Origin of the sequence: Tenacibaculum sp. Mcav3-52, from assembly GCF_022347665.1 — a bacterium.
Lineage (GTDB): Bacteria > Bacteroidota > Bacteroidia > Flavobacteriales > Flavobacteriaceae > Polaribacter > Polaribacter mesophilus.
This window is the reverse complement of record NZ_JAKRGE010000002.1, coordinates 279,762-296,923: the sequence shown is the minus strand read 5'-3', so window position 1 is coordinate 296,923 and position 17,162 is coordinate 279,762. Positions and strand designations below refer to the sequence as shown.

The 17,162-nt window shown below is 31.2% G+C and carries 14 protein-coding genes; 7 read left to right on the top strand and 7 right to left on the bottom strand.

Translation table 11 applies throughout. The features are described from left to right. Positions 1 to 22 precede the first annotated feature (22 nt). The 4 genes from MHM83_RS07380 to trkA form a co-directional block, all read right to left on the bottom strand. Positions 23 to 3,766 carry a beta strand repeat-containing protein gene (locus MHM83_RS07380; RefSeq protein WP_239179015.1) on the bottom strand — a complete coding sequence of 1,248 codons (3,744 nt, stop codon included), beginning with the start codon at positions 3,764 to 3,766 and terminating at the stop codon, positions 23 to 25. A gap of 193 nt (positions 3,767 to 3,959) precedes the next feature. Beyond that, positions 3,960 to 4,550 carry a phage tail protein gene (locus MHM83_RS07375; protein ID WP_239179013.1) on the bottom strand — a complete coding sequence of 197 codons (591 nt, stop codon included), beginning with the start codon at positions 4,548 to 4,550 and terminating at the stop codon, positions 3,960 to 3,962. Positions 4,551 to 4,831: 281 nt separating this feature from the next. Beyond that, positions 4,832 to 6,331, bottom strand: a complete 1,500-nt coding sequence (locus MHM83_RS07370; protein WP_159613088.1) for a TrkH family potassium uptake protein — start codon at positions 6,329 to 6,331, stop codon at positions 4,832 to 4,834. Further along, complete coding sequence (trkA, locus tag MHM83_RS07365; RefSeq protein WP_047789852.1) at positions 6,331 to 7,677, bottom strand: Trk system potassium transporter TrkA; 1,347 nt, start codon at positions 7,675 to 7,677, stop codon at positions 6,331 to 6,333. Before trkA ends, MHM83_RS07370 begins: the two co-directional genes overlap by 1 nt. A gap of 97 nt (positions 7,678 to 7,774) precedes the next feature. Here trkA and radC point away from each other — a divergent pair, with 97 nt between their 5' ends. Genes radC through MHM83_RS07335 form a run of 6 tightly spaced genes read left to right on the top strand, consistent with a single transcriptional unit; the run spans position 7,775 to position 13,174 of the window. Beyond that, entirely contained in the window at positions 7,775 to 8,461 is a 687-nt protein-coding gene (gene radC / locus MHM83_RS07360) for a RadC family protein (RefSeq protein ID WP_047789851.1), read from the top strand. A 26-nt stretch (positions 8,462 to 8,487) separates the two neighbouring features. Beyond that, positions 8,488 to 9,795: a polysaccharide deacetylase family protein gene (locus tag MHM83_RS07355; RefSeq protein WP_047789850.1), complete on the top strand. Its 1,308-nt coding sequence runs from the start codon at positions 8,488 to 8,490 to the stop codon at positions 9,793 to 9,795. Between the two features lie 5 nt (positions 9,796 to 9,800). Continuing rightward, positions 9,801 to 10,475: a YjjG family noncanonical pyrimidine nucleotidase gene (locus tag MHM83_RS07350; RefSeq protein WP_047789849.1), complete on the top strand. Its 675-nt coding sequence runs from the start codon at positions 9,801 to 9,803 to the stop codon at positions 10,473 to 10,475. Continuing rightward, positions 10,476 to 11,048: a hypothetical protein gene (locus MHM83_RS07345; RefSeq protein ID WP_125064442.1), complete on the top strand. Its 573-nt coding sequence runs from the start codon at positions 10,476 to 10,478 to the stop codon at positions 11,046 to 11,048. Then, a complete protein-coding gene (locus MHM83_RS07340; RefSeq protein ID WP_239179011.1) occupies positions 11,048 to 12,430 on the top strand; it encodes a DUF5723 family protein in 1,383 nt (460 codons plus the stop codon). Before MHM83_RS07345 ends, MHM83_RS07340 begins: the two co-directional genes overlap by 1 nt. Further along, positions 12,431 to 13,174, top strand: a complete 744-nt coding sequence (locus MHM83_RS07335; RefSeq protein ID WP_239179009.1) for a hypothetical protein — start codon at positions 12,431 to 12,433, stop codon at positions 13,172 to 13,174. A 20-nt stretch (positions 13,175 to 13,194) separates the two neighbouring features. Here MHM83_RS07335 and MHM83_RS07330 read toward each other — a convergent pair whose 3' ends face one another. From MHM83_RS07330 to MHM83_RS07320, 3 genes are all read right to left on the bottom strand, one after another. Further along, complete coding sequence (locus tag MHM83_RS07330; protein WP_159490042.1) at positions 13,195 to 14,118, bottom strand: YeiH family protein; 924 nt, start codon at positions 14,116 to 14,118, stop codon at positions 13,195 to 13,197. A 77-nt stretch (positions 14,119 to 14,195) separates the two neighbouring features. Next, a complete protein-coding gene (locus MHM83_RS07325; protein WP_239179007.1) occupies positions 14,196 to 15,077 on the bottom strand; it encodes a LysR family transcriptional regulator in 882 nt (293 codons plus the stop codon). A gap of 18 nt (positions 15,078 to 15,095) precedes the next feature. Then, entirely contained in the window at positions 15,096 to 16,367 is a 1,272-nt protein-coding gene (locus MHM83_RS07320; protein ID WP_047789843.1) for a replication-associated recombination protein A, read from the bottom strand. A 76-nt stretch (positions 16,368 to 16,443) separates the two neighbouring features. Between MHM83_RS07320 and MHM83_RS07315 the strand changes: the two genes are divergently transcribed. Continuing rightward, complete coding sequence (locus MHM83_RS07315; RefSeq protein WP_239179005.1) at positions 16,444 to 17,148, top strand: rhomboid family intramembrane serine protease; 705 nt, start codon at positions 16,444 to 16,446, stop codon at positions 17,146 to 17,148. Positions 17,149 to 17,162: the final 14 nt, after the last annotated feature.

Below are 17,162 nucleotides of genomic sequence, written 5' to 3'. Positions count from 1 at the left end.
ATTACTTGATTTTATAGCTAGCTTATTTTAAGATTATTTTTTTAGTGATCTCTCCTAATTCAGAATTTAACTTTACAATATATACACCACTAGATACCTCAGGAAGGCTTACTTTACTTATTCCGTTAGAGTTTATGTTTTGATTTAAAATTTCTTTCCCTAAGATTGAGTAAACAACTATATTGGCTTTAGTTTGCAATCCTACAATGGTAACTTCATTATTAGAAGAACTATATATACTAATATTATCTAATGAAGGGGTAACAGAAGGTATTTCAAGTTTTTTAGAGCTAGTATGCAAATAGAATTGACCAATACCGTTTGTATCATTCGTAAGAGTTATAGTATAATTATCTTCAGATAAATTGGTAAAAACTCTATTTGTTTTATCTTCTAAGTATACTTTAAGATTAGCTGGTAGATTTTTAGAAATAGTTGAAAAAGTTATTTTTTCACCTGCTTTTCCTTTAATACCTACAGGAACAATCATATTTTCATGATTAGTGTTTGGTAATGTTTGAATAGCTAATTGTTTTCCTTGGTTATTAGTTATTAGCTCAGTAAAAACAGCTAAGTTAGAAGTATCTTCCCCAAACATTTTTGAGTCATAACTTCTATCATATCCTGTAGTCTTTCCTGAAACATAAAAGATATCTGTAGATCTTTTAACATCGTTATTGTCAATAGATAATTCAATTGAAGGAATAGGTTCCTGTCTCATGAATGTATCTGAATTTTGATGACTTTGGTTGGCTGAACTAAAGATAACATTATTGTTTACCGCAGCTTCTACAAAGAAAGCTTGCCCCGGAGCAATTTCAATTGGGTTGATAGCGTTTTTGGTTATGTATTGAGTTCCATCCCACAACCAAATAGTTTCACTGGTAAGTACAGCAGAATTAGCAGCTGTAAAACTAGCAGAATTAATGTATGATGTATACGGATTTCCTACAAGGTTGTAATTAGTTCTACTACCTGTAGAAATAGCTTTAGTAATATTAGAAGTATTAGCTGTTCCACTGATTGAAACTTCTCCAGGAGTAGCTAATTTAATAGAAACACCTATTCCATTAGTAATGGTTCCTGTATTACCACTTTGAACATATAACCATGCAGGGCCAGTAATATTACTATAAGGAGCAAGCCCTAAATTACCACCAGTACCAGAAGCCAAGGTATGATTAGCAATAATATCTTCTAAAGTTTCACCAGCAACAGGGGGTGATACTAAATACCAGTTTGTAGTTGGTAAATTTCTTTTATAAGTAACGGTACCAGTAACAGTACTTTGAGGTATAAAAGAAGCCCCATTACTAATTGTTAGAGAATTAAAAGTAATAGCAGATGAAGCTGTTGGATAATTTGTTAATCCAGATGGAATAATAATATCAGAATTTGTTGATGGAACACTATTAGAATCCCAGTTTGAAGCTGTATTCCAATCATTATCACTAGCTCCTGTCCAAGTAATAGTTTGTACTCCTACAAGAACACCAGCTGTATTTCCAACACTATTTAAAGTTAAGTTAGCGTCATTAGTGGCGGCGTCTTTTAAAGTACCACCGTTAGCAGTTAAAGTAGAAATCGTTATACCGTCAGTGTCTAAATCACCTGATTGTACTGTGTATCTAAAGACTATAGCACTTGTTCCACTACCACTGATGTAAGTTGCTTGACGTATAGTAGCCCCAATAGTAATAGCGACTTGAGGAACTCCTCCAGTAGTACTGATTGTAATATTTTCATTAAAATTAACAGTAAAATCCAGATTATTACCTGCTATATAAGTAGCATTTGAAGGCACATTAACACTTGTTACAATAGGAGCAATTGTATCTACTAATATAGCGGTTGTACTTCCAACACTATTTAAAGTTAAGTTAGCGTCATTAGTAGCGGTGTCTTTTAGAGTACCACCGTTAGCAGTTAAAGAAGAAACCATTATACCGTCAGTATCTAAATCACCTGACTGTACAGTATATCTAAACAGTAAAGCACTTGTTCCGCTTCCACTGATGTAAGTTGCTTGACGAGTAGTTGCTCCTATTGTAATACTTAATTGAGGAGTTCCTCCAGTAGTACTGATTATAATATTTTCATTAAAGTTAACGGTAAAATCTAGATTATTACCTGTAACATAAGTAGCGTTTGAAGGCACATTAACACTTGTTACAATGGGAGCAACTGTGTCTACTAATACAGCGGTTGTGTTTCCAACACTATTTAAAATTAGATTAGCATCATTAGTAGCGACGTCTTTTAAAGTACCACCATTTATAGCTAATGTACCAATAGCAATACCATCAGAATCTAAATCACCTGATTGTATAGTATATCTAAATAGTAAAGCACTTGTTCCGCTTCCACTGATGTAGGTTGCTTGACGAGTAGTTGCTCCTACTGTAATACTTAATTGAGGAGTTCCTCCACTAGTGTTTACTATTACGTTTTCATTGAAGTTAATAGTAAAATCTAAGTTTTGACCTGATATGTAAGTGGCGTTTGCAGGTACATTAACATTTGTTACAGTAGGGGCGACTGCATCTACTAATACACCAGTAGTTGCCCCCACATTATTTAATGTTAGATTAGCATCTTTTCCTCCAGAATCTTTTAAAGTACTGCCATTAGCAGCTAAAGAGCCAACAGCAATACCATCAGTATCAAGATCCCCTGAAAGAACCGTATGTCTAAAAACCAAAGCACTTGTTCCACTACCGCTAATGTAGGTTGCTTGGCGTATGGTAGCTCCAATGGTAATAGCTATTTGCGGTATTCCTCCTGTAGTGTTTACAGTTACATCCTCGTCAAAGTTTACGGTAAAATCTAAATTTTGTCCTGTTACGTAAGTAGCATTGGCAGGTACACTCACACTAGAAACAGCAGGTGCAACTGCATTTGAAATTACTGTTGTTGTATTATCTGTATCATCAGTAGTACCATCATTTATTACAACTGTAAAAGTAGTTGTTTCTGAAGTAGCTGTTCTGTTGTCAGTTGGATTAAAAGATAAAGCTCTTAGTTTTGTTTGTAAATCAGCAGGTGTAGTACTAGCTATAGTATAAGGTCCAGTACCAGAAAGTCCCGTACCTGTTAATGTTCCTTTTGCATTATTATCTAATGTAATGGTAGCAGATAAGTTATCTCCATCTGCATCTGTAGTTGTGATACTTGAAAAAGGAGAAAGAGTACTATTATCATTTACACTTTGACCAGCGGTTGTTCCTCCAATTACAGGTGCTGTATTGGAAAAAGCAGATGTAACTACCATACCATCTATTGAAAATCCCCCAAAAATAGGAGTAGCAGGTGTTATAACTATTTCGTCAATATCTGAAAAAGAACCTGTAGTAGGTGAAGCTAAGTTTATATTTATAGCAGAGTTATGAGCAGGGTCTACTAAGACAAGTGTACCAACTGTTGCACCATCTTTTTTACCAATGAATGTGAAATCAAGTGTGCTACCACCTATAGCTTGTTGGTAAGCAAATTGCATTGATGTAATACCTATTTCCCCACCACTATCTGTTGATAGTGTTCCAGAACTAACAGAAAAAGTACCATTTCCTGCCCAAGCTAATACAGCATCCGAGGCTCCACCAATTGCATCAGTACCTACTCCGTTCCCATTTGTGGCAAAGGCAAGAACAATGTTGCCACTAGATGTACTAGAGATATCAAAGCTATTTAATAGAGAATTAACTGATTGATCAGCACTAGGATTTGTACCAGTTGCTAAAACCACAGTTGATGAACCAAATTCCATAGTACTAGGGGTCTGAGCGTTCAATTGCTTATTAGAAAAAATAAGCACAAAATAAACAAGTATATTCAATAAGAATTTAAAGTAACGATGTTTCATTTTTATTTAGTATATGATTGGTTAAATAATTTTACAGATAAAACTCTAATGATTTTCACTAGAGTTTTATTTTATCAAATGAATTATAGCAAATAAGTTAATTTCTAGAAGGAAAAACACCTACCAAAGCAATAATATAATTAACAGCTAAGTAAGGTTGTACATTAGTATGTGGTAGGTTTCCACCTGTATTAAGTATATTCAAACCAGCATTAGCACTAATAGTTTGTCCATTAACAGTATTGTTAGCTGGTCCATAAGCATTTACAGGTGTGGCACTAATACCAGATCCAAAACTTGCTCCAGCAGGAACATCTCCTGCCTGAGGAGTACTACGAACACCAGCATCAGCACTTAATTGAATATGTTGGTCAGCAGCTGTATTGTTTTGAGTTGCATGATTATGACTTGGCATTTGAGTAATGTTTAAGGTAACCGTTTCTACCCCTCCTCTTTGACCCAATCTATAATCACTTAAGCCAGGGCCATTTCTAGGGCCTATTGGAGCTCTACCTCTTAAATCGGGTAAAGCAAAAGTTGTTCTTCCGTCTCCTCCGTACGTGGTTCCTAAAATTGAAAATAAAGCAGAGTTTTGTGAAATTGCCAGTAATTGTCCATCGCAAAATGCCCAACCTCTTGGAGCAAAGTTTCCTCCGAACATCGTAATTTGACCTAAAAATGGTTCCATAAATAAAAAGTTTAGTAGTTAATGTTAAGAACAACAATTTAGTAAAAAAAACAATATGCTTTGTGTAACTGTTTAATTATTTGTTGGTTATAGTTTTTTGTTACAAGTGTGTAAAATTGCTAAATGTTGAATATTTGTTTTCTACAAACCAAATATAAAAACAAACCGCACTAAACTTTAATTCTATTGTTTAAGCGTATTCGATTAATATGCAAACGTGTACTTTTAAGGTATATACGTATAAGTAGAGATGTTTTTTATAGGTAAGTTTATTACTTAAGTTAGTTTTTTCTCCAGAAAAAAGGAGTTAATAAAATTAACACAGTAAATAGCTCTAGACGACCAATTAACATTAGAAAAGAGCAAAACCATTTAGCACCTGCTGATAAATGGTTAAAATTGTCTACAGGACTAACACTTCCAATAGCAGGTCCGATATTACCCAATGAAGAAGCGCATGCTCCTAAAGCAGACTTTATATCTAAACCTAAAAGGGCTAGAACAACAGTACCAATTATAAAAATTAGCATGTAGAGTACAAAAAATGAAAGTATGTTGAATATAATTGTTTGATTAACTGCTTTTCCGTCATAACGAACAGGTATTATGGCATTTGGGTGTAATGATTTTTTAAATTCAAGAAAGCTATTCTTCAACAAGATAATGTGACGAACAATTTTCACTCCTCCAGATGTAGACCCTGCAGAACCTCCTAAAAAAAATAAAGAGAAAAATATTGCGGTAACAAAAAAGCTCCACATTGTAAAATCGGCAGTAACAAAACCAGTTGTGGTCACTACAGATATAACAGAGAATAAAGAATGTCTTATTGCACTTTCTACTTCACCCCATACTTTAGGATGTTCTATAGTAGTTTGTAGATTGGGATCTTGAAAAAAGATAATCATTAAAGCTACAATAGTAGCTATTCCAAGAATACCAAAAAGGTAGTATTTGAATTCTTCACTTTGTATAACTTTTCTAACTTTTCCTTTTAATGCAAAATAGGTGAGTACAAAATTAGTACCAGCAATAAACATGAAAAAGATGATAATGTACTGAATTAATGGAGCATTATTCCAATGAGCTACACTAGCATTTTTAGTGGAGAACCCACCCGTGCTTACGGTCGCCATAGCATGATTAATAGCATCAAACCAAGTCATTCCAGCTACTTTTAGTAGTAAAAATTCAATAGCAGTTAACAATACATAAATTAACCATAAGCGTTTTGCTGTATCAGTAATTCTTGGGTGTAGTTTATCAGCAGAAGGACCTGGGGCTTCAGCCATAAAAAGTTGCATTCCTCCTATACCTAATAATGGTAAAATAGCAATGGTAAGTACAATAATTCCCATGCCTCCAATCCAGTGTGTACAACTTCGCCAAAATAAAATACCCTTAGGCATAGATTCTATATCGGTTAAAATAGAGGAACCTGTGGTTGAGTAACCAGAAATTGTTTCAAAAAAAGCATTAGTTACGTTCGGTATACTTTCTGTGAGTAGATAGGGAAGCATTCCTGTGAACGATAAGGTAAGCCATCCTAAAGTAACAATAAGGTATCCCTCTTTTTTATGAATGTTTTTATTATCGGGTTTATTGAAAAAAAACAATAAAGAACCAATTGCTATCGTAATAATTCCGGCATTTAGAATTCCTAATTTAGCGGATTCGTTGTAATAAAAACTTATGGGTAAGGCAAGCCACATAAATAACCCATTCAGGATAGCTGTAACTCCTAAAAAACGATAGACTAATTTAAGATTAAGGTTTTCCATTACTTAAATAGGTCTTCTACGATATTTATAGCTTCAGGTAAGCAGAAAACAATGGCTCTATCACCGCTTTGCATTTGAAAATCACCAAAAGACATTAATGCTTCTCCATTTCTAATTACACCTCCAATAATGGCTTCTCTAGGAAAGCGTAATTCTCTAATGATTTTTTGAGTTACTTTAGCACCAGGATGCACTTCAAATTCAAAAACTTCAGCATCAACATTATGCAGATTAGCTAAGGCTACAATTTCCCCTTTTCTAATATGACGGAAAATATTACTTGCAGCAATTAATTTTTTATTAATTAACGTATCAATACCAATAGTTTGAGAAATGTTAATATAATCCATATTCTCTACTAAAGCTACTGTCTTTTTTACACCTTTGGATTTAGCTACTAAACAGGACATGATGTTGGTCTCAGAGTCTCCAGTAACAGCCACAAAAGCATCCATTTCTCTAATACTTTCTTCTTCTAATAATTCTAAATCTCTACCATCACCGTAAATAACTAATGTATTACGTAAATCTTCTGCAAGTTGTAAGGCTTTGTCTTTATCTTTTTCAATTAGCTTTACTTTAAAGTTATCTTTGCAGAGTTTTCTCGCTGTTTTTCTTCCTACACGGCTTCCTCCCAAGATCATTACATTTTTAATATCTATATATTCTTTTCCTATGATAGGGTATAGTTTATCAATACTATATTTTGGCACAGAAAAATATACTTGGTCGTTTATTTTATACTCAGTATCTCCACGAGGAATAATTGTTTGAGAAGTCCCTTCACGTTTTATAGCTATAGTAATGAAGTCTACCAAACAAAATTTCTCTTTAGTTTCTTTAACAGTAAGGTCTAAAATAGGAGATTTATACCCAAGTGTTGTTCCCATGATATTGAAAACTCCATTTTCAAAAGCAACAGTATCATTAAATGAAGACTGATTTAGTAGAGACTTAATTTCTTCCGCAGCTAATTCTTCTGGAGAGATCATAAAATCTACACCATAATCTTTAAAATTAATACAAGGGTTATTTAAAAATTCAGGATTACTAATTCTAGCAATTGTTTTTTTAACACCTAATGCTTTACCTATTACAGAAATCGTAAAGTTTGTATTAGGACTTTCAGTAACTGCTAATAATAAATCGGCAGAGCTTACACCTATTTCTTTCAATAACTTTATAGAGGTAGCGTCTCCTTTTTTGGTGATAACATCTAAATGATTGTTTAGATATTCTAATTTTTCACCATCAAAATCGACTACATATGTGTCTTGTGCTTCGTAAGAAAGGAGTTTAGCCAAATGAAAACCAACGTCTCCAGCCCCGGCTATAATAATCTTCATATTAAAAATTAAAAAAGATAGAATGCAAAGATACTGTGCTTCTTTTGGTTGTGCAAAAAATGAATTATATTTATAAATTTAAAAGAAAAAAAATAATATGAATAAGATTTCTATTAAATCGTGGGCATTAGATGATAGACCAAGAGAAAAGTTAATGTCTAAAGGAAAAACAGTATTGTCAGATGCCGAATTAGTAGCTATTTTGATTGGCTCTGGAAATAGAGATGAAAGTGCAGTTGCTTTAGCAAAAAGAATATTATTATCAGTAAACAACGACTTAAATGCTTTAGCAAAATTATCTATAGAGGAGTTAATGAAATTTAAAGGAATAGGGGAGGCAAAAGCAATATCTGTGGTAACTGCTTTAGAGTTTGGTAAAAGAAGACAGTTTGTAGGAAGAGCAAGTGTGCCTAAAATAAAAAGTTCTATTGATGTAGCAAAAATTATGCAACCACTTATAGGTGATTTACAATACGAAGAATTTTGGGTATTATATCTTAATAACTCAAATAAAGTATTAGCAAAACACCAATTAAGTAAAGGAGGATTTACCGCTACTTTGGTAGATGTAAGGTTGTTGTATAAGAGAGCCTTAGAGCTTTCTGCAATTGGAATAATTGTTTGTCATAACCACCCTTCAGAAAAATTATCACCAAGTAAATCAGATATTGACATCACTAAAAAAATAAAGCAAGCAGGTGTTACCTTAGATATTAAATTACTAGATCACTTAATAGTTACTGAAAAAGCTTATTTTAGCTTTGCAGATGAAGGAATTTTATAGTCGTTTTACGATTCTAGTTACTATTTATGATACTTATTTATACCCATAAAGTTACTCCTAGAGTACGTTATATTTTTAAACATATATTTACTCGTATTTTACAAGTTCAGATTGATTTTACAGGGAAAGTAGAGGAATTTGTAGCTTATAATGGACCTAAGTTTTCATATACAAATGTTCCTTTAGGAAAAGAGTTTTTTGTTGAAAGTAATGAGTTGTTGTTTCAACAAGGTGTAAAGGATGTAGAAATAATTATTCAAAAATGGGATGAAGCTCCTTGTTTTTTTTCAACGGCTGAAACTTCTGAGATCCCATTTGATATTTTTGCTGCTAGTTTTTATTTAATATCAAGATATGAAGAATATTTACCGCATATTAAAGACGAGCATGGCCGTTTTTCGGTAAAAGAAAGTATAGCATATCAAAATGGGTTTTTAGAAAAGCCACTTGTTGATATATGGGCATATAAGTTTCTCGATACTTTAAAGCAAAAATTTCCTGATTTTAAACATACTACAAGAAAATATAAGTATATATCTACAATAGATGTGGATAATGCTTATGCATATAAGTATAAAAGTTTTATTAGGATATTGGGAGGTTTTTTAAAAGACATCTCTCAGTTTAAGATTTTTACAGTTTGGGATAGATTTGCTGTCTTTTTTAATATTAAAAAAGACCCATTTGATACCTTTAAAGAAATAATAGATATAAAGAAAACATATAACATAAGAACTATATTTTTCTTTTTAATAGGTGATTATACTACATTCGATACTAATGTTTCTGCTTCTAAAAGAAAATTTAAATTGTTAATAAAAGATATGGTTGATTACGCTCGTGTAGGCTTACATCCTTCTTATTACACCGTTAATAATGCGGCTATGTTAAAAAAGGAAAAAGAGCGTTTAGAAAACATAACTAATATGCCTATTAAGCGTTCAAGACAACACTATTTAAGAGTGTCTTTACCAGAAACATATCAACAGTTAATAGATTTAGAGATAGATGAAGACTATTCAATGGGATATACAACACATGTTGGTTTTCGAGCAACTACATGTACACCTTTTCACTTTTACGATTTAGATTTTGAAATTCAAACACCATTAAAAATATTCCCATTTGCTTTGATGGATACAACGTTAAACGATTACATGAAGTTAACACCAAAACAGTCATTAGGAAAAATTAGAGATTTAAAAAATGAAGTAAAGGCGGTAAATGGTACTTTTATAACAGTATTTCATAATGAAAGTTTAAGTAATTATTTAAGATGGAGAGGCTGGAATAGATTATACAATTCAATGATAAAAATAGTAAGAAATACATAGATAATATGGATATAAAACATTTGTTTTTTGATTTAGATCATACATTATGGGACTTTGATAAAAACTCTAAACTAACCTTTAATCAAATTTTTAAAGAACAAAATATAACTATTCCAGTAGGTGATTTTTTAAAAGTTTATATGCCTTTGAACTTTAAGTTTTGGAAACTATACAGAGAAGATAAAATAGAAAAATCAGCTTTAAGGTATTATCGATTAAAAGAAACATTTGATAGTTTAAATTATGAAGTTTCTGATGATTTAATAAACCAAATATCTAAAGATTACATAGAATATTTACCAAACTTTAACCACCTATTTGATAATACTAAAGAGGTACTAGAGTACTTAGAAAAGAAGTATGATTTACATATCATTACTAATGGTTTTGAAGAGGTGCAGAAATTAAAACTAAAAAAGTCAGGAATTAGTAATTTTTTTAAACAAGTAATCACATCTGAATGTGTTGGAGCTAAAAAACCTAATTCAAAGGTTTTTAAGTTTGCATTGGAAAAAGCCGGAGCTAAAGCAAAAGAGTCTGTTATGATAGGTGACAATTATGAGGCTGATATTATTGGTGCTCTAAATTCAGAAATGAAAGTAATTCACTTTTCAGAAGAAATAAAAAGTAAAGATGTCCAACAAATAACTTCATTAATTGAATTAAAAAAATATTTATAAATGAATAATATTCTGAAAATAAATAAAAATAAGAAAGTAAAACACTTCTTTATATTATTTGTTTTAATAACACATATGTCATGTATAAAAGATATTGATTTTAGTCAAGCAGAAGATATAGAAATAACACCAGTTATTGTTGCATCATTAGTGTATGCCAATCTTGATCAAACTTCATTAGTTACACCAACAGGAATTGAAATAGCAAGAATAAGAGAGGTTTCAAGGTTAGAAGTTTTTAATAATGAAGGAGCTGAAGATTTAAATAAAATTGAACTTAATTTTGAAATAAATAATCCTTTTGATAGAAACTTTAAACTTAATTTTAATTTTCTCGACGAGAATAATGCAGTAACGTATAGAGTTACATCAATTAATATTCCCAAAAACACTCAGGCTTTTAACTTTCAAGAGGTTATTGATGTTTTGAGTAATTCAAGTATTTTAAATTCAACTAAAATTGAATTAATTCTTGAGCTATTACCAAGTTCAGACGGTACCGTGATTGATATCAACGAACCCAAAAAGTTTACTTTTAAATCAGCAGGAACCCTTTATTTTAAAATAAATTAATGAAACATTTATACATTTTATTGCTGTTGTTTATAATCGTAATACACGAAATAAACAGTCAAAATAAACAAGTTTTATATGGGTTCGATGAAATACCACAAACATTATTATTAAACCCAGGAGCAACCGTTAATTATAAATATCATGTAGGAATTCCCTTTTTATCAGGAGTGTCTTTTCAAGCCGGAGTAACAGGTGATGTTACAATAGCTGATGTTTTTAGAAATGACATGATTAATTTTAATGTTAAGTATAGGAATGCATTAAATAAATTATCAGTTAACGATTATATACAGTTAAACACACAAATAGAAATACTAAATGCAGGTTATAAACTTAATGATAAGTATTATATATCTGGAGGTTTCTATACAGAAGTAGATGCATTTATGGCGGTGCCAAAAAATATATTACAACTAATTAATGATGGCAATGCTTCCAACTTAAATAAAGATTTTTTGGCATCAGAAGTTTCGGTAAAATCTGAAGTATTAAGTATTCTCCATGTTGGTATTTCAAAAAAAGTAGATGATAAGTTAACAGTAGGAGGGAGGTTAAAAATTTATTCGGGAATAGCTAATGTTACTTCTACTGAAAATAAAGGAAGTTTTGCAACAAAATTAGGTCAAGATAATATTTACACACACCATTTAAATAATATTGATGCCGCGGTTTATAGCTCTGGTATTTATAATGAAAATAATAATGTTGAAATTTCTACAAAAGATATAATTAGTAGAGCACTTTTGGGAGGAAACTTGGGCTTAGGTATAGATTTTGGAGTTACCTATAAGATTAATAAACAAACTGAATTAACAGCTAGTTTGTTAGATGTAGGTTTTGTGAATTATTCAAAAAGAAATAGAAATGCATCTGTGAAAGGAAGTTATGATTTTTCTGGTATTGAGTTTAAATACGATGGAACAAATCGTAATTATTGGGAAGACTTAAAGAACGACATAGAAAGCCAAATACCTAATGAAGAAGATAAAAATTCATACACAGTAATGCGTCCTATAAAGTTTAATAGTTCAGTTAAACATAGTTGGGGAAAATCAAGAAGAGAAGAAACTTGCTACGATATGACGTATAATAAATTTTATAACAATGCTATTGGTGGTCAGTTGTTTGCTGTTTTTAGACCTACAGGACCTAAGTTCGCATTCACAAGTTTTTATGAAAGAATTTTAATAAAAGGAGTGAGGAGTAAAATAACCTATACAGTTGATGATTTTTCATACACTAATTTTGGATTAGGATTATCAGTAAAAACAGGAAAGTTAAACATATACGGTGTAGTGGACAATTTGTTTAAAATTGCCGATATTGCTGATGCCAATACAACCTCTTTTCAACTAGGAGTTAATTTAATATTTAAATAAATGAAAAAAATAGTTTACGTTTTATTATTAATCACAGCAACAAGTTTTGCGCAAAAATCTATTAATACTTACAAATATGTTATTGTACCAACAAAGTTTGACTTTTTAAAAGGTAAAGATAAATACCAAACAAGTTCATTAACAAAATTCTTATTCAATAAGTATGGCTTTACAGCACTATTAGAAGATGAGAAGTTACCAGAAGAAGTTGTAAATAATAGGTGTTTAGCTTTAACAGGTACAGTAAGAGATGAATCAGGATTATTTACAACAAAGAGTATTGTAGAGTTAAAAGATTGTAATAACAAAGTGGTGTTTGCATCTAAAGAAGGAAGAAGTAAAGAGAAAGATTACAAAAAGTCCTATCATGAAGCTATTCGTAATGCTTTTAAATCAGTACAGGCATTAAAGTACAAGTATACACCATCAAAAGAAGTAACTACTGTAAAAGAAGAAGAAGTAGCTCCAGTGGTTTCAACTGTTGAGGTAGTAAAAAATAAAACAGTGCAGGCTAATGAAGAAAACACAACAAAGAATGTATTGTATGCACAATTAACAACTAACGGATTCCAGTTAGTAAACACAAAACCTGAAGTTGTTTTTCAAGTATTAAAAACGAATGTAAAAGACGTTTTTGTAATTAAAGATAAGAATGGAGTTTTATATAAAAATGGAAATTTTTGGTTTGCTGAGTATTATATAGATGGAACTAAAACAATAAAACAATATCAAATAAAGTTCTAATGCATATTTTTCACTACTCTTTAAGAAACAATAATAAAGAGTAGTGAAAAAACACTTATAAATATCCATAAAAGAGAAGCAACAATAACAGGCTTAATACCACTTTCTTTTAAATCCTTACCAGTTAAATTCATTCCTACTAAAAATAAGGTTACTACGAGAAGTCTTTTAGATAATTCTACGATGTTTATTGAAAAACTTTCAGGAACAACTTGATAACTGTTGAGTAGCATTGCTACAATGAATCCAATAATAAAATAAGGGGTTTTAATTTTTCTATCACTAGACTTAAAAAGAAGCATAGCAAAAAAAGATAAAGGTATAATCCATAAAGTACGAGCAAGTTTCACAGTAGTTGCTATTTGCAAAGCTTCATCACCATACTCTAAAGCAGCCCCTACAACAGAACTGGTGTCGTGGATAGCTATGGCGCACCAAATTCCAAATTGTTGTTGAGTTAAACCAAAAAGATGTCCTAAAGGAGGAAATATAAATAAGGCAATAGCATTTAAAAAGAAAACAACTCCAATAGCGATACTTATAGTTTTATGATTAGCTTTAATTACAGGTGAAATAGCAGCGATAGCACTTCCGCCGCAAATAGAAGTCCCCGAAGTAATTAAAAAGCCTAACTTTTTCTCAATTGAGAAAAAATTAATAAAAAAGAGACCTAGAGTTACGGTTAAAATAATTGATAAAGTAGCTAAAATAAACCCTTCTTTGCTTGTTTGTATAGTTTCAGTTAAAGACATTCCAAAACCTAAACCAATAACAGACGTTTTTAAAAGAATTTGAGTTGCTTTTTTGGTTTTTTCTGGAAAAGGATTACCAAAAATAGATGTCAAAATAAAGCCAAATACTAAAGCAAAAGGGCTAGAAATGTAGCCAGCCAAGGCTAGTGTTAAAGAGAATATAAAAAAGATAATTAGATAGAATTGTTTCATTTTTTCTAAGAATTTGATGAAACAAAACTACGACTGAAATATAGCTAAAAAGGAAATTAAATAGTTATACAAGATAACTAAAAGTTATAGTTGGTTTTAATTAATTTATAAAGTAGGTCCATTTTTTTTGATTGATAGTTTGTCCTACAAACAAAATCAAACTCACGTTCAAAAGAAAGTCCTTTAATATCAACTATTTTTAATTTGTTTTGAATAAGTTTTTCCGTTACAGCGTGGATAGATAAGAGAGCATAAGAGTTAGAGTAGTGCAAATACTGTTCAATAGCCTCTGTGTTATTTAATGTTATTACTCTGTTTAGTGTAGTAATGTTGTTTTTCTTTAAAGTTTCTTCAATTACCTCACGTGTACCCGAACCAACTTCACGACTTACATAAGGTATTTCACTTAGTTCTTTTTTTGATATAGAGCTTTTACTATTGCTATTGTTAGTGCTTGTAACCAGCACAATCTCATCTTTTATAAATTTTGAGTATCGTAATAATTGATTAGAAGATTTTCCTTCTACAATACCAAACTCTAATTCTTGATTTAAAATCTTATGTTCAATATCTTTTGTATTGCCACTAATTATATTGAACTTTATATTATTAGAGTTTTGTTTTATTTTAGCGAGTACTTTTGGTATCACATACGTAGCAATTGTGGTGCTCAATCCTATATTAAATTCAAGAGAAATGCTCTTTTCATTTAAAAGAAAAGAATTCTTTAATTCTTCAAATAACTCAGTAATTTTATAAGCATAATCAAGAAAAATTTTTCCTTCATTTGTTAATGAAATAGAGTTTCGTGATCTATTAAAAAAAGTTGTATTGTATTCTTCTTCTAATTTTGAAATAGTTTTAGAAACGGCAGGTTGTGAAATATTCAACTCTTTAGAAGCAAGTGTAAAACTTGAATACTGAGCAGCTTTGATAAAAGTTTTTAGTTTATAATTCATAACCTATTTGTATTGTAACTAATAATTGTATTTATCTTTCCAACGTTGCTTCAGTAGTTCTCTAAATTGATTTTCACGAGCATTGTTACCTGGTTCATACAATTTTGTGTTTTTTATCTCATCGGGTAAAAATTCTTGATTTACGAAATTACCAGCGTAGTTGTGAGAGTATTGATATTCCTTTCCGTAGTCTAGGTCTTTCATTAATTTAGTAGGAGCATTACGTAAATGCAACGGAACAGACAAATCACCAGTTGTTTTAACTAAATTTTGTGCTTCACCTATAGCCATATAAGAAGCATTACTTTTGGCAGAGTTTGCTAAATATACAGCGCACTGGCTTAAAATAATCCTAGACTCTGGATAGCCAATTACAGAAACAGCTTGAAAGGTATTGTTGGCTAAAATTAAGGCAGTAGGGTTTGCGTTACCAATATCTTCAGAAGCAGCAATAAGCATTCTACGAGCAATAAACTTCACGTCTTCTCCGCCTTCTATCATACGAGCTAACCAATACACTGCTGCGTTGGGATCACTTCCTCTGATAGATTTTATAAAAGCAGAAACAATATCGTAATGTTGTTCACCTGTTTTATCATAACGAACCGTATTTTTTTGAATTTTAGATAACACCAATTCATTAGTAACCTCAATTTCATCATCAGCAGAAACTAATAATTCAAAAATATTCAGAAGTTTTCTCGCATCCCCACCAGAAACTTGAAGTAGTGCATCGGTTTCTTTTAAGTTGATTTTTTTTTGAGAAATGATTTCATCTTTTTCCATTGCGCGATGTAACAAAGCAACCAAATCATTTTTATCAAAAGAATTTAATATATACACTTGGCAACGAGAGAGTAGGGCAGGTATAACCTCAAAGCTTGGGTTTTCAGTGGTAGCGCCAACTAGAGTTACCCAACCTTTTTCAACAGCGCCTAATAAAGAATCTTGTTGAGATTTACTAAAACGATGAATCTCATCAATAAATAAAATAGGGTTTTTTTGTGTGAACAATCCGCCACTTTTCTTTGCTTTTTCAATTACTTCACGAACATCTTTTACTCCAGAGCTAATAGCACTTAAGGTATAAAATGGACGCCCAGATTCATTAGCAATAATATTTGCTAAGGTAGTTTTTCCAATTCCTGGAGGCCCCCATAAAATTAGTGAAGGAATAATTCCTTGTTTTATATGATTGGTTAAAATTCCATTTTCGCCTACTAAATGTTGTTGACTAATATAGTCACTTAAACTTTGTGGACGGATTCTTTCTGCCAAAGGTTGATTCATAATGTAAAAATAGCAAAGATTTATGACAGAACTTCAGAAATACTGCTTTGGATTTATTTTTGTTATTTTAAAGGTTATGAACACAGAACAGCAACTAAAATTTTCTTCAACAGTTTTTACTATTCCTTTCCTGTTTGTTTTTACAATTTGGCTTGTATACTGGATAGAAATTAAATTTGGATGGAATTTCAATAAATTTGGAGTTTTTCCGAGAAATTTTAGTGGTTTAAAAGGGGTTTTGTGCTCTCCTTTTATTCACAGTGACACCAAGCATCTTTTTAATAATTCAGTTCCTTTATTTGTGCTCTCAGCTTGTCTTTTTTATTTTTATAAGGAAGTAGCAATTAAAGTTTTGTTATTTGGAGGGATTATTACTGGATTACTAACTTGGTTAATTGCAAGAGAATCCTACCATATTGGAGCGAGTGGAATTGTGTATTTGCTTTTTAGTTTTGTTCTTTTTAGTGGGATTATAAAGAAAAACTACAGGTTAGTAGCTGTTTCTTTCATCACCATATTTTTATACGGAAGTATGGTTTGGTATGTATTACCGATTAAAGAAGGAATGTCTTGGGAAGGTCATTTATCAGGGTTAATTACAGGAATAGTATTAGCTTTGTTATACAAAAATAAAGGTATAATTAAGGAAAGGTTTGAGTTCTCTAAAACAGAATTTGATGATATGTTTGATGAAAATGGAAACTATATTCCACCAATTGAAGAAGCCGAGTTAGAATTGAAGGAAATAAAATACCGTTATATCTACAAGGAAGAGGAATAAAAAATCCTGCACTA

Excerpts from the sequence above, each read along its gene's own strand:
- MHM83_RS07330 (WP_159490042.1), bottom strand. The coding sequence starts at position 14,118 with ATGAAACAATTCTATCTAATTATCTTTTTTATATTCTCTTTAACACTA.
- radC (WP_047789851.1), top strand. The coding sequence starts at position 7,775 with ATGAATAAGATTTCTATTAAATCGTGGGCATTAGATGATAGACCAAGA.
- trkA (WP_047789852.1), bottom strand. The coding sequence starts at position 7,677 with ATGAAGATTATTATAGCCGGGGCTGGAGACGTTGGTTTTCATTTGGCT.
- MHM83_RS07320 (WP_047789843.1), bottom strand. The coding sequence starts at position 16,367 with ATGAATCAACCTTTGGCAGAAAGAATCCGTCCACAAAGTTTAAGTGAC.
- MHM83_RS07375 (WP_239179013.1), bottom strand. The coding sequence starts at position 4,550 with ATGGAACCATTTTTAGGTCAAATTACGATGTTCGGAGGAAACTTTGCT.
- MHM83_RS07315 (WP_239179005.1), top strand. The coding sequence starts at position 16,444 with ATGAACACAGAACAGCAACTAAAATTTTCTTCAACAGTTTTTACTATT.
- MHM83_RS07355 (WP_047789850.1), top strand. The coding sequence starts at position 8,488 with ATGATACTTATTTATACCCATAAAGTTACTCCTAGAGTACGTTATATT.
- MHM83_RS07340 (WP_239179011.1), top strand. The coding sequence starts at position 11,048 with ATGAAACATTTATACATTTTATTGCTGTTGTTTATAATCGTAATACAC.
- MHM83_RS07345 (WP_125064442.1), top strand. The coding sequence starts at position 10,476 with ATGAATAATATTCTGAAAATAAATAAAAATAAGAAAGTAAAACACTTC.
- MHM83_RS07335 (WP_239179009.1), top strand. The coding sequence starts at position 12,431 with ATGAAAAAAATAGTTTACGTTTTATTATTAATCACAGCAACAAGTTTT.
- MHM83_RS07370 (WP_159613088.1), bottom strand. The coding sequence starts at position 6,331 with ATGGAAAACCTTAATCTTAAATTAGTCTATCGTTTTTTAGGAGTTACA.
- MHM83_RS07380 (WP_239179015.1), bottom strand. The coding sequence starts at position 3,766 with ATGGAATTTGGTTCATCAACTGTGGTTTTAGCAACTGGTACAAATCCT.
- MHM83_RS07325 (WP_239179007.1), bottom strand. The coding sequence starts at position 15,077 with ATGAATTATAAACTAAAAACTTTTATCAAAGCTGCTCAGTATTCAAGT.
- MHM83_RS07350 (WP_047789849.1), top strand. The coding sequence starts at position 9,801 with ATGGATATAAAACATTTGTTTTTTGATTTAGATCATACATTATGGGAC.